The sequence below is a fragment of the Plastoroseomonas arctica genome, assembly GCF_018128965.1.
Lineage (GTDB): Bacteria > Pseudomonadota > Alphaproteobacteria > Acetobacterales > Acetobacteraceae > Plastoroseomonas > Plastoroseomonas arctica.
This window is the reverse complement of record NZ_JAAEDH010000009.1, coordinates 99,523-114,177: the sequence shown is the minus strand read 5'-3', so window position 1 is coordinate 114,177 and position 14,655 is coordinate 99,523. Positions and strand designations below refer to the sequence as shown.

At 69.7% G+C, this 14,655-nt stretch carries 14 protein-coding genes; 8 read left to right on the top strand and 6 right to left on the bottom strand.

Going from position 1 to position 14,655, the window contains the following annotated elements:
* Positions 1–3 precede the first annotated feature (3 nt).
* Together GXW79_RS09940 and GXW79_RS09935 are read right to left on the bottom strand one after the other, a co-directional pair.
* Positions 4–1,542, bottom strand: a complete 1,539-nt coding sequence (locus GXW79_RS09940; protein WP_211874224.1) for a ShlB/FhaC/HecB family hemolysin secretion/activation protein — start codon at positions 1,540–1,542, stop codon at positions 4–6.
* A gap of 372 nt (positions 1,543–1,914) precedes the next feature.
* Complete coding sequence (locus GXW79_RS09935) at positions 1,915–2,508, bottom strand: OmpA family protein (RefSeq protein ID WP_211874223.1); 594 nt, start codon at positions 2,506–2,508, stop codon at positions 1,915–1,917.
* Positions 2,509–2,640: 132 nt separating this feature from the next.
* On the opposite strand from GXW79_RS09935, the gene GXW79_RS09930 reads away from it, so the two are divergent.
* The 4 genes from GXW79_RS09930 (at position 2,641) to GXW79_RS09915 (ending at position 6,975) form a co-directional block, all read left to right on the top strand.
* The gene (locus tag GXW79_RS09930; protein ID WP_211874222.1) at positions 2,641–3,984 is read left to right on the top strand and encodes a cytochrome P450; all 1,344 of its coding nucleotides are present in this window, start codon (positions 2,641–2,643) and stop codon (positions 3,982–3,984) included.
* Between the two features lie 166 nt (positions 3,985–4,150).
* The gene (locus GXW79_RS09925; protein WP_211874221.1) at positions 4,151–5,131 is read left to right on the top strand and encodes a TRAP transporter substrate-binding protein; all 981 of its coding nucleotides are present in this window, start codon (positions 4,151–4,153) and stop codon (positions 5,129–5,131) included.
* Between the two features lies 1 nt (position 5,132).
* The gene (locus GXW79_RS09920; protein ID WP_211874220.1) at positions 5,133–5,666 is read left to right on the top strand and encodes a TRAP transporter small permease; all 534 of its coding nucleotides are present in this window, start codon (positions 5,133–5,135) and stop codon (positions 5,664–5,666) included.
* Between the two features lie 4 nt (positions 5,667–5,670).
* Positions 5,671–6,975 (top strand): TRAP transporter large permease, encoded by a 1,305-nt coding sequence (locus GXW79_RS09915; RefSeq protein WP_367614870.1) that lies wholly within the window; start codon positions 5,671–5,673, stop codon positions 6,973–6,975.
* 228 nt (positions 6,976–7,203) lie between these two features.
* Here the strand turns inward: GXW79_RS09915 and ybaL are convergent, their stop codons facing one another.
* From ybaL to GXW79_RS09895, 4 genes are all read right to left on the bottom strand, one after another.
* A complete protein-coding gene (gene ybaL, locus GXW79_RS09910; RefSeq protein WP_211874219.1) occupies positions 7,204–8,901 on the bottom strand; it encodes a YbaL family putative K(+) efflux transporter in 1,698 nt (565 codons plus the stop codon).
* Positions 8,902–8,938: 37 nt separating this feature from the next.
* Positions 8,939–9,733 (bottom strand): thiazole synthase, encoded by a 795-nt coding sequence (locus GXW79_RS09905; RefSeq protein ID WP_211874218.1) that lies wholly within the window; start codon positions 9,731–9,733, stop codon positions 8,939–8,941.
* A gap of 3 nt (positions 9,734–9,736) precedes the next feature.
* The gene (thiS, locus tag GXW79_RS21780; protein ID WP_211874217.1) at positions 9,737–9,949 is read right to left on the bottom strand and encodes a sulfur carrier protein ThiS; all 213 of its coding nucleotides are present in this window, start codon (positions 9,947–9,949) and stop codon (positions 9,737–9,739) included.
* Between the two features lie 62 nt (positions 9,950–10,011).
* Positions 10,012–11,253, bottom strand: a complete 1,242-nt coding sequence (locus tag GXW79_RS09895; protein ID WP_211874216.1) for a methyltransferase — start codon at positions 11,251–11,253, stop codon at positions 10,012–10,014.
* An 85-nt stretch (positions 11,254–11,338) separates the two neighbouring features.
* On the opposite strand from GXW79_RS09895, the gene GXW79_RS09890 reads away from it, so the two are divergent.
* Genes GXW79_RS09890 through GXW79_RS09875 form a run of 4 tightly spaced genes read left to right on the top strand, consistent with a single transcriptional unit; the run spans position 11,339 to position 14,654 of the window.
* The gene (locus GXW79_RS09890) at positions 11,339–11,842 is read left to right on the top strand and encodes an invasion associated locus B family protein (protein ID WP_211874215.1); all 504 of its coding nucleotides are present in this window, start codon (positions 11,339–11,341) and stop codon (positions 11,840–11,842) included.
* Complete coding sequence (rlmN, locus tag GXW79_RS09885; protein WP_246503874.1) at positions 11,839–13,011, top strand: 23S rRNA (adenine(2503)-C(2))-methyltransferase RlmN; 1,173 nt, start codon at positions 11,839–11,841, stop codon at positions 13,009–13,011. The genes GXW79_RS09890 and rlmN overlap by 4 nt, the downstream gene beginning before the upstream one ends.
* A gap of 48 nt (positions 13,012–13,059) precedes the next feature.
* Positions 13,060–13,455: a carboxymuconolactone decarboxylase family protein gene (locus GXW79_RS09880; RefSeq protein ID WP_211874213.1), complete on the top strand. Its 396-nt coding sequence runs from the start codon at positions 13,060–13,062 to the stop codon at positions 13,453–13,455.
* A 14-nt stretch (positions 13,456–13,469) separates the two neighbouring features.
* On the top strand, positions 13,470–14,654 hold the full coding sequence (locus GXW79_RS09875; protein WP_211874212.1) for a CaiB/BaiF CoA transferase family protein: 1,185 nt from the start codon (positions 13,470–13,472) through the stop codon (positions 14,652–14,654).
* The last annotated feature ends 1 nt before the right edge of the window (position 14,655 follow it).

Here is a 14,655-nt window from a genome sequence, read left to right as displayed (position 1 = left end):
GGATCAGAACCTCACGGAAGTGCGGATATAGACGTAGTCGCTGCGAAGCGGTTCGGAGTTCTCGCCGTCGATCCGCCGCGTGAGGCGCCGGGTGAATTCGAGATCGATGCCAACAGTCTCACTGATCACCGTGCGGACGCCGCCACCATAGCTCACCGCCTTGACGTCGCGGTCGGAGGCGAGGTTCTGGGTGACGCGTCCGTAGTCCTGGAAGACGTAGAACTGGCTGGTCGCGCGGCCGCTCCCGGGGAAGGGGGTCAGCGGCACGTCCCAGGCCGTATCCAACTGCAGTTCGAGCGCATAGCCGTAGCCGCGGTCCCCCGCTGCCTGGCCCACGTAGTAGCCACGCAGCAGCCGATTTCCGCCGAGGAAAAAGCGTTCCGCGGACGGCAGGATATCATTCGTAAACTGCCCGGACACAAGCCCCTGGATGTTGATCATGGTGTCGTTGAAGGGCGCGAAAAGCGGCTGCGTGCGCTGAAACTCGCCGGCCACTTTCAAAAAGTTGAACACACTCGATTGGCGGGAAACGTCGAGCGCGTCGTTGCGGCTGGCGCCGAACCGGTTGGTCCCCTGGCTGACGCGCACCGTCCCGAGGTTGATCGAGAGCGGCAGCAGGCCGAACGCCGTGTCGCTGAACTGCAGATCCACGCCGCCGCGATAGGCGCGGATCTCGTCGCGCGCCACGCGGGTGGAATTGCCGTTGATCTCGTTCTCGATCACCGCGTTGTAGATGTCGAACTGACCCACGGCGGTGAGGTTCAGCGGGCGCGAGCGGATGATCGGGTAGGACAGGCTGAAGCCGCCGACCTGGGTGGTGGCGGTGAAGCCGACGCTTTCCAGCTCGCCAACCGGCCGGGTGACGCCGGTGCCGGCATAGAGCCGCATGCGCAGCCCTGACCCGCCGAGGAAGGTCTCGAACGCCGCCTGGCCGAAATACTGCGACTCGCGCTCGGCCAGGAAGGTCGAGACCTCGGTCCGCTCGCCGAATTCGGTGAAGGAGTTGGCGTTCAGTACTGCGAGCGCCTGGAACGGGCCGGTCAGCCGGTAGGCGCGATTGTCGACGGTGGCGTAGCCGGTGATGGGGCGGCGGCTAACCTGGGCCACTAGGCGCAGCGCGCCGGGCTCGCCCTGGACTGGCTGCAGCAGCCCGCGCACCGTGACGCCGGGCACGTCGGAGGCGAGCAGCAGGGCGCGCTCAAGCGTTTCCACCCGCACCGGGCGCTGTTCGGTTGCCCCGTTGAGGAAACGTAGCACCTGGGTGCCGGCCGGGCCGATATCGCCCTCCAGCCGGACCTCGGCGACATAGCCCTCGGTGACCGAGAGCTGCAGGTCGGACTGGTCGGGACCCGAGGGGGCGAGTGCGGCCGCCACTGTAACGAAGGCATAGCCGGCGTTGCGATACGCGGTGACGATGGCGAGGCGCGCCTGTTCCACACGAGCGAGCGTGACGTTCTGTCCCTCGAGCGGCGTGACCAGCGGGCGCAGCGCGTCCGCGCTGAGGACGGTGTTCCCCAGGATGGCGACCCGGGCGATCGTCACCCGGCGACCCTCGCCAGGACCGCGTTGCGCTTCGGGCGGGGCAGGTTCGATACGCGGCCCCAGGCGCGGCGTTTCGCGCGGGGTCAGTTCCTCGATGCTGCGGGTCGGGGGGACCGGCGGGGCAATCTGGGCTTCAGCGGTCCATGCGAGGAGCGCGAAGGTGGCGCCAGCACAGAGTCGGCAGCTTCGCAAACCAGCCATGAACGCGAAAGTTCCCCTGAACGCACCCTTTAAGTAACATTTAACAGCATCGGTAAAAAGTGAAAATCCCACGAAGGTCCCGCGCCGCGAGACATTGGCTAACCCATGGGGCAGCCGACGCTCGACTTGGCGAGAACCTTCAGCAAGGGACGGCGAAGCGCCGTCCGCGCCTTAGCTGCCGATGTTGAGAACCTGAACGCGCCGATTGCGCACTTCCGACACCTGCGACCCAGTGCGGACCAGGAGATTCGTCTCACCCAAGCCCACAACCTCCAGGCGGCTCGGGTTGACGCCGTAGCGCTGGACCAGGAAGTCGCGAACCGCGGCGGCGCGCCTCTCTGAGAGCTGCTGGTTGCCGGCCGCGTCGCCGGTGGTGTCGGTGTGGCCCTCGATGCGGAACCGGAAATTCGACAGTGCGGCGGAGGCGAGCGCCTGGCCCACCGGGGCGAGCGCGCGCTCGGCCGCCGAGGTCAGCGTGGCCGAGCCGGAGGCGAAGTTCACCAGCACGGACAGGGCGGGCGTGCCGGCCGGCGCGGTGGTGTCGGCGCGGATGGGCGCGTCGGGTTGCCGCGCACGCGGCAGCGGCTGGCCCGGCTGGGTGACCTCCTGCTGGGGCACCCGGATGCCGCGCGTGCTGCCCGGGGTGAGCTGGTCGATGATGCGACCCACCAGCGGGTCGGGCGAGGCGGCGGGCTGGGCGATGGCAGGCGACAGCAGCGCCGGCACGCTCAGCATGGCCACCATCAGGGCAGGAAATTTGGTCATGTGGGAATCCTCCGCTCCCCCTCACCATCGCATAAACCCTTCCTTAGCCGCAACGGTCGAAACGGTGACAGGCCGCTGACGTTGGCGCGCGCACGGGTTTGGCCGGGGGCCGCTTCGCCGGTAGGAAAGGCCATGGCTGACGCGAAGCCCGATGAACTTCCCCCCATGCCCCGCATACCCAGGCGCGCCGCCGCAGGGCTGCTCGGGCTGCTGCGCGCCCGCGGCGACATCCTCTCCGCCTTCCCCGAGGAAGCCTATCGGCGCGAGGTCTTCACCCTGCGCCTGCCGCGACGGCTGCTGCTGGTCGCGAACCACCCGGACGTGGTGCGCGACATCTTTGTGCTCAGGCACGAGACCTACCAGGCCAAGAGCACGTCGATGGTGCGCGCGCTGGAGCCGGTGATCGGCGACAGCCTGTTCATCAACCACGGCGCGGTCTGGGAGCAGCGCCGCGCGGCCATCGCGCCCGCCCTGCACATCGCGGGGCTCGCGGCCTTCGAGGCGCATTTCGCCACCGCCGCCGAGGAGCTCGTCGAGGTGCTGGCTTCGGGACCGGCGGAGGTCGAGATCGGCGCCCCGCTCGCCGCGGCGACCGCGCGGGTGATGATGCTGGCCCTGTTCGGCGGCGCTTCACCGCCCGCGGCGGCGAACGCGCTGGCGGCGCGCTTCACCCTCTACCAGCAGGCCGCCGAGCATCTGGACGTGATCGGGCTGCTCGGGCTGCCGGCGCTGTTCGGGCGCGGCCAGGGGCTCCGGGCGCGCACCCACGCCGCGGCGCTACGCGCCATGGTCGGCCAGGCGCTGGAGAATGTCGGGACGCCGACGCCGGTGATGGAGGCGCTGCGCACCGCCGCCGGCGACAGCGCCGAGGCGCTGGTCAACGAGACCGCCATGATGCTGCTCGCCGGCAGCGAGACTGCCGCCAATGCCCTGACCTGGACGTTGTGGCTGCTCGCGACGCATGCGGAAGCGCGGGCGCAGGTGCTGGCGGAGATCGACCGGTTGCCGCCGCGTGCCCCGGACGTCGCGGCCCTAGCCGCGCTGCCCTACGCGCGTATGGTCCTTTACGAGGCGATGCGCCTTTACCCGCCGGTGCCGGTGCTGTCGCGCGAGGCGCTGGCGCCCGGGCGCATCCGGCGGTGGGAGGTGCCCAAGGGCAGCTTCGTCCTCGCCGTGCCCTGGCTGATCCATCGCCACAGCGCCTGGTGGGAGGCGCCGCACAGCTTCCGGCCGGAGCGGTTCTCGCCCGAGGCGGCCAGGCTGCAGCCGAAATTCACCTGGCTGCCCTTCGGCCTGGGGCCGCGGGTCTGCGCGGGCGCCGCCTTCGGCATGGCCGAGATGCTGACCTTCCTGGCCGTGCTGTTGCGCCGCTTCTCCATCGCGCCGGCGCCTGGCTTCGTGCCCCGGCCGCGCGCCCGGCTGACGCTGCGCCCCGCGGCCGGCATGCGCCTGCTGCTCACCCCGCGCGGCGGCTGAACCACCGGGTGACCACGGCCAGGGCAGACAACGCCCGCCGCGCAAGCAATTTCAACTTTCCGGCGCCCGCGCCCAGGGATTAGGCACTTGCGCCCCCCGCTCCCGCGCGCGTTACTCGGGCCCTGAGCTGCACGGCGTCCCTGGCGCCGATTGAGGAGACAGGTTGATGACCACCCCGAGGCGTTCCCTGCTCGCCGCCGCGCTGGCGGCCCCGTTTCTCGCGCCCCGCGGTGCGGCCGCCCAGGCGCGCTGGCAGATGGCCACGCCCTACCCGGACGGCAATTTCCACACGCGCAACATCCGCGCCTTTCTCGACGAGGTGCAGGCCGGCAGCGGCGGGCGTTTCGCGGTGCAGCTGCACTCCAACGCCGCGCTGCTGCCGATGCCGCAGATCAAGCGCGGCGTGCAGACCGGCCAGGTGCAGCTGGGCGAGATCCTGTTGACCGCCTACGCCAACGAGGACCCTTTCTTCGACGCCGACGCGATCCCGCAGCTGGTCGTCACCCAGGCGCAGGCGAAGAAGCTGTCCGACCTGCAGAAGCCCTATATCGAGGCGCGGCTGCAGCGGCAGGGCATGCAGCTGCTCTATATGGTGCCCTGGCCGCGCTCGGGCCTGTACACTCAGACGCCGGTGGCCACGCTCGAGCAGCTGCGCGGCTCGCGCTTCCGCACCTTCAGCCCGACGACCAACCGCTTCGCCACGCTGATCGGCGCCAACCCGACGCTGGTGCAGTCGGCCGAGCTGGCGCAGGCCTTCGCGACCGGGATCGTGCAGGCGCAGATCACCTCCGCCGCCACGGGCGTGGACACCTCGGCCTGGGACTATGCGCGGGTGTTCTCGCCACTGGGCTTCACGATGACCAAGAACGCGGTTTTCGTCAGCCGCCGCGACTTCATGGCGCTGCCCGAGGATCTGCGCGCCCTGATGATGGCGGCCGCCGCGCGGGCCGAGACCCGCGGCTACGAGATGCAGAAGGAAGCCCAGGACGGCACCGAGCGCACGCTGGCCGAACGCGGCATGACCATCGTCGAGCCCTCGCCGGAGATGCTCGCGGGTCTGCTGCGCATCAGCGCGACGATGACCGACGAGTGGATCGCCCGCGCCGGCGATGACGGACGCCGGCTGATCGACGCGTATCGCGCGTAAGATGCGCCGCGCGCTCGATGCGCTCTACGCCCTGAGCGCGGGCCTCGCGGCGGCCTCGCTGTTCGGCATCTTCGCGGTGATGATGATCCAGATCGCGCTGCGCCAGTTCGAGGTGCAGTTCTCGGGCTCGGATGATCTCTCCGCCTATCTCTGCGTCGGCACGACGTTCCTGGGCCTCGCCGCGACCTTCAAGCGCGGCGAGCTGATCCGGGTGGGCATGTTCCTCGAGAAGCTGCCCACCGGGGCGCGGCGCTGGGCGGAGCTGTTCGCCCTCGCCCTCGGCATCGCCGTGATGGGCTACATCACCTGGTGGACCGCTCAGGACGTGCTGTTCAGCCACGAGATCGAGGAGGTGGCGCAGGGCACGGTGCCCTTCCCGCTGTGGATCCCCAAGCTGGTCATGCCGGTTGGCGGGGGGCTTCTGCTGATCGCCGTGATCGACGAATTCATCTCGGTCTTGATGGGCCACGAGCCGGAATACGTGCGTGCGGCCGCCGAGCGCGCGGCGCGCGGCGATTTCTCGGCGGAGGTTTGACGGCGTGGACCTGCTGACGTTTGCGATGCTTCTGCTGGTGCTGCTGTGCTTCTTCCTCGGCGCGGGCCTGTGGATCTCGATGAGCTTGGCCGCGGTGGGGTTCGTCGCGATGACCGCGGTGCATCCCTCGCCGGGATTGTTCCTCGCTTCGGCGATGTGGGAGTCGAGCGGGTCCTGGACCCTCGCCGCTCTGCCCATGTTCGTCTGGATGGGCGAGATCCTGTTCCGCACCAAGCTGTCGGAAGAATTGTTCAATGGCCTCGCGCCCTGGGTGCGCTGGCTGCCTGGCCGGCTGCTGCATGTGAACATTCTCGCCTGCGGCATTTTCGGGTCCGTCTCGGGTTCCTCCGCCGCCACCTGCGCCACGGTGTCCAAGATCGCGCTGCCGGAGCTGCGCCGGCGCGGCTATGACGAGGGCGTCGCCATCGGGTCACTGGCCACCGCCGGCACGCTGGGCATCCTGATCCCGCCCTCGATCATCATGGTGGTCTATGCGGTCGCCGCGCAGGTCTCCATCGTGCGGGTGTTCATCGCGGGCTGCCTGCCGGGCCTTCTCGTGATGGTGCTGTTCTCCGCCTATATCGTGGTGTGGGCGCTGCTCAACCCGTCGAAGCAGCCCAAGGCCGAACCGCGGCTGAATTTCTCCGAGAAGCTCCGCGTCTCGGTCCAGCTGATCCCCTGCGCGCTGCTGATCATCGCGACCATCGGGTCGATGTTCGTGAATGTCGCGACCGCCACGGAGGCGGCTGGATTCGGCGTGCTCGGTTCGCTGGTGCTCGCCGCCGTGACCCGCACGCTCACCTGGGAAAGCTTCTACGAGAGCCTCAAGGGTGCGACGCGGCTGTCGTGCATGATCATGTTCATCCTCGCCGGTGCCGCCTTCCTCACCAAGGCGATGGCGCTGACCGGCATCCCGGCGGCACTCGCCGAGGGCGTGCGCGCGCTGAACCTCGGGCCCTACGGCATCATCGCGATCCTGACGCTGGTCTATGTGGTCCTCGGTACGGCGCTCGACGGGGTATCGATGATCGTGCTCACCACCTCGATCGTGGTGCCGATGATCCAGGCGGCGGGGTTCGACCTGGTTTGGTTCGGCATCTTCATCGTGCTGCTCGTCGAGATCGCGGAGATCACGCCGCCGGTGGGGTTCAACCTGTTCGTGATGCAGACCATGACCGGACGAGAACAGGGTGAGGTTGCAATGGCGTCGCTGCCCTTCTTCATGATGCTGGTGGTGACGGTGGTGCTCATCACCCTGTTCCCGGTCACGCTGGTGACGGGATTGCCGGAGTATCTCCTCGCGCGGTGACGGGGTGTGCCGCCTTCGTCCCATGATGCTGCGCCCACCGGCCAGAACGAGGGCTCGGTGTCGAAGATTGGGACAGGCCTGAACAACGCGGCATTTCTCGATCACAGCGCTTCTGCCGGGCGCGGGGCCGGCTCAAGGGCGCCGCCGGCGCGGGCGAAGCCCGCTTGCCCTTGAACCGGGCCCGCGCCCGGCGGATCATCAGCGGTCGAGGCAGGCCAAAGACCAGCGCTACGCCGCCGCCGGCTGTCCCGCCGCAAGCATTGCCTCGGCGATCTCATCCTCGCCCATCACCACCCGGGTGGCTCCCAGACCGTCCAGATGCGCGATGGCCGCATCCTGCGCGGCGAGTGCGATGATCGGCAGCCCGGCATTCGCCGCGCGCGCCTGTTCCACCACCTGCCCGGCCTCGAACGGGTCGGCGATGGTGACGTAGAGCGCGACCGCCGCCCCCAGGCGTCCGGCGGCGAGGATATCCGGGTTCGCCGCATTGCCGGCGATGGTGACCAGGCCGGCTGCGCGCGCGGCGGCCAGTGCATCCTCAGATTCGTCGAACACCAGTGGCGCGCGGCCATGCCGGCGCAGCCCCGCGGCGACGATCGCGCCAATGCGGCCGTGACCCACGAGCACCGTGTGGCCATCGAGCAGGGTCGCCGGCGGTGGGCCGCCAGGCGCTTCCGCCTCGGGGTCGGGCTCGGGCGTCGCCGGCGGGGCCGGTGAGGCCGGCGTCGGCAAGGCGATGGGTGCCGAGGCGCTGCGCATCCGCTCGGCGGCGGCAAAGATGAATGGGTTGAGCAGGATCGACAGGATCGCACCGGCCAGGATCAGGTCGCGCGCCTCGGTCGGCAGCACCCCCAGCGCCACGCCCAACCCCGCCAGAATGAAGGAAAACTCCCCGATCTGCGCGAGCGAGGCCGAAATGGTCAGCGCCGTCCCATGCGGATGCCCGAGCGCACGCGTGATGCCATAAGCCGCCGCCGACTTGCCCACCACGATGATCGCGACCGTCGCCCCCACCGCCAACGGCGCGCGGATCATGATGGAGGGGTCGAACAACATCCCCACCGAGACGAAGAACAGCACCGCGAAGGCGTCTCGCAGCGGCAACGCCTCCTCCGCCGCGCGCTGGCTGAGGCGCGACTCCCCCATCACCATCCCCGCGAAGAAGGCGCCGAGCGCGAAGGACACGCCGAACAGCTTGGCCGCGCCGAACGCCACACCCAATGCCACCGCATAGACCGCGAGCCGGAACAGCTCGCGCGAGCCGGTATGGGCGGCGTCATGCATGATCCAGGGGATGACCCGACGCCCGGCCAGCATCATCAGCGCCATGAAGGCGGCGACCTTGGCGAGCGTGATGGCGACCGTCAGCGCGATGTCGCCGAAGGCCGCCCCGCCCGCCGAGGCGCCGGCGAAGGCGGGCAGCAGCACCAGGGCGAGGACCATCGCGATATCCTCGACGATCAGCCAGCCGATCGCGATATGCCCGCGTGCGGTCTCGGCGATGCGCTTGTCCTGCAGGGCACGCAGCAGCACCACGGTGGACGCGACGGACAAGGCCAGGCCGAACACGATTCCTGCCCCGATCCCCCAGCCGAACAGCCAGGCCAGCCCCATGCCCAGCAAGGTCGCCGCCGCGATCTGCACCAGCGCCCCGGGAATCGCGATGCCCTTCACCGCGAGCAGCTCGCGCGGCGAGAAGTGCAGCCCCACGGCGAACATCAGCAGGATGACGCCGATCTCGGCCAATTCGCCCGCGAGGCTCGCATCGGCCACGAAGCCGGGCGTGTAGGGGCCGATCGCGACGCCGGCCAGCAGGTAGCCGACCAGGGGAGACAGCTTCACCCGGTGAGCGACGCGCCCGAACAGGAAGGCGAGCATCAGCCCGACGGCGATAGTGGCGATCAGCGGTGTCTGATGGTCAGGCAAGGCGCGGCTCCCGTGGCGGAGCCGACACCCTATGCGGTCAGCGGATCAGCCCTGCAAGGGGCGAGGAGGGGTCCGCCGTCGTCCGCCGCGGCATCCGGCCGGCGAGATGCGCGAGGCGGCCGCCCTCGACCGCCGACTTCATGGCGCGCGCCATGAGCACCGGGTTCTGCGCATGGGCGATGGCGGAGTTCATCAGCACCGCGTCGCAGCCCAGCTCCATCGCGTAAGCCGCGTCCGACGCCGTGCCCACCCCGGCATCGACCAGGACGGGCACCTTCGCGTGCTCGATAATCGCGCCGATCATGTAGGGGTTCACAACCCCGAGACCGGAGCCAATCGGGGCGCCGAGCGGCATGATGGCGACGCAGCCCATCTCCTCCAGCCGCTTCGCGGCCAGCGGGTCGTCGGCGCAATAGACCATCACCTCGAAGCCATCCTTGATCAGGGCTTCGGCGGCTTCGAAGGTTCCGGGCATGTCCGGGTACAGGAAGGGCGGCGGGCCGAGCACCTCCAGCTTCACCAGGTTCCACCCGCCGGCCTCGCGCGCGAGGCGCAGGGTGCGCACGGCGTCGGACGCGGTGTGGCAGCCGGCGGTGTTGGGCAAATAGGTGTAGCGGTTGGGGGGCACATAGTCCTGCAGCATGGGCGCGTCGGGGTCGGAGAGGTTCACCCGCCGGACCGCGACAGTCACGATCTCCGCGCCCGAGGCCTCGATGGCGGCCGCCGTCTCGGGCAGGTCCTTGTAGCGGCCGGTGCCGACGATCAGGCGGGAGGTGAAGCGGCGCCCGGCCACCTCCCACATGTCCGGCACGGTGTTCTGCATCTGGTCCATGGCTCAGCCACCGCCGATGAAGTGAACGATCTCGAGCTGGTCGCCAGCGCTCAGCGCCTGGCTGGCATAGGTGGAGCGCGGCACGATCTCGGCGTTGCGCTCGACCGCGACCTTGCGCGTGTCGAGCCCCAGGGTCGCCAGCAGAGCGGCAACGGTGGCACCGGGCGGAACGCCGCGCGCCTCGCCGTTGATCGCGATCTGGATTGTCTGTCCCATGTGGCTGAACATGGCGCTCGCGCGGGTGCGTCGCAAGGCGGGTCGCGTCGGGGCAGGGCTGCTCAGGGCGCGGCGATGAGCAGGCGGTTCAGGCCCTCGAGCTGGGCGACCAACGCGGCGAAGTCGCGCGCGAAGGCGTCGCGGGCAATGCCGTTGGCGGCGAGCGCGTCGGCGATCTCGCCGATGCTTGCCTTCCCATCGATGCGCTGGAGGATGGCGCCTGCCAGGCGCGGCATCGGCAGCGCGACGCGCAGCCCGTCGAAGGCCACGGGCAGGGTGCCGTCGGCGCGGATGCCCTTGGCGATGGCAGCACCCTCGAGCTCCCGCAGCGTCGGGATGGCCCCGGCATCCGCCCAGTCCGGCAAGGCGGGCGTGTCCTCCGCGCGGGTGCAGTAGGCGATGTGGATGCCCATGTTCCCGCACACCGCCTCGGCCACGGCCGCGCGCTCGACCGGCCCCAGCTCCGCCAGCCGCGCCCGCAGCTTTGGGTCCGGCAGGTACAGCGCCGGGTCGTAGCGGATTGGCTCCACCAGGGTGCGCAGCCGCAGCCCGGCAGCCTCGATCAGGCCGACAAGCGCCGGCACCGTGAAGGCGACGTCGCGCGGGTTGAGCAGCAGGTCGTAGAGGCCGGCATCGCCGCCCTCGGTATGGTCAGTGATCCAGGGATTCTTGCGCAGCCAGGCGGTGTCCGGCGCCTGCTTCCACAGGCGCTTCGCGATCTCGACCCTTGTGGCGGGCGCCTCGGAGGCCGGTGCAAGCGTGCGCAGCGCATCCTGCAGCATGTAGACGCCGGTTCGCCCATGCGGGGCATAGACCATCAGCCCGATGCCACCACCGGGCGTCAGCGCGCCGGCCAGGGCTTTGAGCCCCGCCGACGGGTCCGGCAGGTGGTGCAGCACGCCACAGCAATCGATGTAGTCGAAGGGATCCAGGCCGAGACTAGGCAGGTCGAGCAGGGAGCCGGTTTCGAAAACCACATTGGTCAGCCCGCGCAGCTCGGCGCGCGCCATGGCCACCTTGCGCGCGGCTTCCGACCGGTCGAGCCAGGTTACCTGACCAGGCCGCCCGGCGCGGCTGAGCTGCGTCGCCAGCATGATCGTGCCGTCGCCGCTGCCGCCACCCGCCATCAGGGCGCGGAATGGCGTGCTGCGCGGGCGGCGGGCGCCGAACACCCAATGGTCGACCTCGGCCAGGTGGCTGGGGCTGCCGATGATCAGGCGCTTGCCCTCCTCGCGCGGGTCACGCGCGGGATATGGGAAGGCCTCGTACTGGTCGCGGAGCGCGGCATCGGCGGCGTCGGTCATGGTGCTGTCTCGAATGCCCGGGGGGCGGATGCAAGGGGCCTGCGTGGTTGCCGCGCGCCGGCAGGCCTCCTATCAAGGGCGCATCATGCAGAAGCCTATCGGAATCCTGGCCCTTTGCGGGGCATTGCTGGCGTGGCCCGTCCTGGCGCAGACGGCGGCCCAGCCGCGCCGGCTGGGCAATTTTCAGGACTGGACGGCCGCCGTGCACCAGGAGCGCGGCCAGAAGGTTTGCTACGCGTTCGCCCGCGCGTCGCGGTCTGACCCGCAACGCGCCGGCGTGCTGCTGCTGGTGACGCACCGGCCCGGCTCGCGCGACCAGGTCGCACTGCGCGCCGGCTACGCCTATCCGCGCAACGCCGAAGCCACCGTGACGATCGGCGACACGCCGCTGCGCTTCTATACGGCCGCCGACAGCGCCTTCGCCCGTGACGGCCGCGCCGCCGTCGCCGCGTTCCGCAACGGGCGAGAGGCCGCAGCGCGCGGTCCCGCCGCCTCCGGCCGTGGCCAGGTGAGCGACGTCTTCCCGCTCGCTGGCTTCTCCGCCGCCTACGACGCCATCAGCCGCGAATGCCCGGCGGCGCGGCGATGAACGCGCTCCTCGACGAGGCCGAACGCGCCCGCATCCTGGCCAAATCCGCCCGCTTCGCCCCGCCGCCCGCCGAGACCGCCGATGGCAGGCGCGAGCTCGTGGGCCTCTCGCGCGAGGAACTCGCCGCCGAGATGGTCGCGGTGGGTGAGAAGCCGTTCCGCGCCAAGCAGCTCTGGCATTGGATCTACCACCAGGGCGTGACCGATTTCGCGGCGATGCACACCATAGCCAAGCCGATGCAGGCGGTCTTCGCCGAGCGCTTCGTGGTCGGCCGCCCGCAGGTCTCCACCGAGCAGACCTCCGACGACGGCACCCGCAAATGGCTCCTAAAGTTCCGCGACGGCCAGCAGGCCGAGACCGTCTACATCCCCAGCCTCGATGAAGACCGCGGCGCCGTATGCATCTCGACCCAGGTCGGCTGCACGCTGTCCTGCCGGTTCTGCCACACCGGCACCCAGGCGCTGGTCCGCAACCTCGGCGCGGCGGAGATCGTGGGCCAGTTCATGGCCGCGCGCGACAGCTACGGCGAATGGCCGAGCCCGAAGGACGGCACCGCGCGGCATTTGTCCAACATCGTCGTGATGGGCATGGGCGAGCCGCTCTACAATTACGAGAACACCGCCAAGGCGCTGCGCATCATCATGGACCATGAGGGCATCGGCCTCTCGCGCCGGCGCATCATGCTCTCCACCTCCGGCGTCGTGCCGATGATGGACCGCTGCGGGGCGGAACTCGGCGTGGGGCTGGCCGTCAGCCTGCACGCCGTGACCAACGAGCTGCGCGACGAGATCGTGCCGCTCAACCGCAAATACCCCATCGAGGAACTTCTCGCCGCCTGCCGCCGCTACCCCGGCGCGACGAACGCACGGCGCATCACCTTCGAATACGTGATGCTGCGCGGCGTGAACGACAGCGAGGCCGAAGCGCGCGAGCTGGTGCGCCTGATCGCCGGCATGCCCGCCAAGGTGAACCTGATCCCGTTTAACCCCTGGCCCGGCAGCCCCTATCTGACCAGCACACCGGACGCCATCCGCCGCTTCGCCACCATTCTGCAGGAGGCCGGCTACGCAAGCCCGATCCGCCGGCCGCGCGGGCGCGACATCCTGGCCGCCTGCGGGCAACTCAAGACCGAGAGCGAGCGGGTGCGCCCGACAGCGGCCAAGCCCTAGCACCCGCGACCACAACGGGCTTTCATCCTCCTGCAAAGGGAGGCCACCATGAACGAAGACCAGGCACACGCGGCACTGCGCGCGCGCGGGCGAACCGAAATGCGCGAGATCCTCGGCGCCCCCTACACAGAGGCCCGCGACAAGACGACCACCCCCTTCAACGCCGCCACCCGCGCGCTGTCCGAGGAGATGGCCTACGCCACCCTCTGGACGCGCCCCAATCTCGACCGCAAGCAGCGCAGCCTCATCACGCTCGCCATGCTTTGCGCCCTCAACCACCCGCACGAACTCCGCATCCATCTCATCGCCGCGCTGAACAATGGCTGCACGGCCGCCGAGATCAGCGAGGTCTTCACCCATGCCGTCGCCTATTGCGGCTTTCCCGCCGCGATCGATGCGCTGCGCATGGCCGAGCAGGTTCTGGGCGAGGAGGGCAAGCTGTGACGCAGGTGGAAGCCATGGCCGGCTGTAAGGTGATCGACGTCTCGTCCTTCCTCGCCGGGCCGTTCGCCACCACCCAGCTCGCGGAATTCGGCGCCGACGTGATCAAGCTGGAACTGCCCGGCGTGGGCGACGCGCTGCGCAAGTTCGGTACCGTCACCGAATGCGGCGAGACGCTGCCCTGGCTGTCGGAATGCCGGAACAAGAAGATCGCCTCGCTCGACCTGCGCAAGCCCGACGGTGCGGCGCTGTTCAAGCAGCTGATCGCGGATGCCGACATCCTCGTCGAGAACTTCCAGCCCGGGACGATGGAGAAATGGGGCCTTGGCTGGGACGTGCTCTCCGCCGTCAATCCGCGCCTGATCATGGTGCGCATCTCCGGCTACGGGCAAACCGGGCCCTATAGCGGCCGCCCCGGCTTCGGCCGCATCGGCAACGCCTTCGGGGGCCTGTCCTACCTGGCCGGCTACCCCGACCGACCGCCCGTCACCCCCGGCTCCGCCACCATCCCCGACTACCTTGCCGGCCTGTACGGCGCCTTCGGTGCGCTGCTCGCGATGCGGGCGCGCGAGCAGACCGGGCGCGGCCAGGTGGTCGATATCGGCCTGTACGAGCCGATCTTTCGCATCCTCGACGAATTGGCACCCTCCTTCCACCTCAACGGCTACGTCCGCGAACGCATGGGACCGGGGACCGTCAACGTCGTTCCCCACAGCCACTATCCGACCAGGGACAATCGCTGGATCGCCATCGCCTGCACCTCGGACAAGATCTACGCCCGCCTCGCCGAGGCCATGGGAACGCCCGAGCACGCCGGCGAGGGAAAATGGGGCACCGTGCAGCAGCGCGAGGCGCAGCGTGCGATCGTGGACGCGACCGTCGGCGCCTGGACCGGCACCATGGACCGCGACGTGGTCCTCGCCCTGTGCGCAGCGCATGAGGTGCCTTGCGGCCCGGTCTACTCCATCGAGGAAATCTTCGCCGACCCGCAATACGCGGCGCGGGGGAACATCGCCTTCGTCGAGGATCCGCGCGTGGGTGTGCTCGCCGTCCCGAACGTGGTGCCGCGCCTGACCGACACGCCGGGCGGGATCAAGTGGCTGGGACCGTCCCAGGGCGCCCATGCCGACCACGTCTATCGCGAGCGGCTGGGCCTCGACGCGGCCGAGATTGCGCGGCTGCAGGACGCCGGCGTGATCTGAG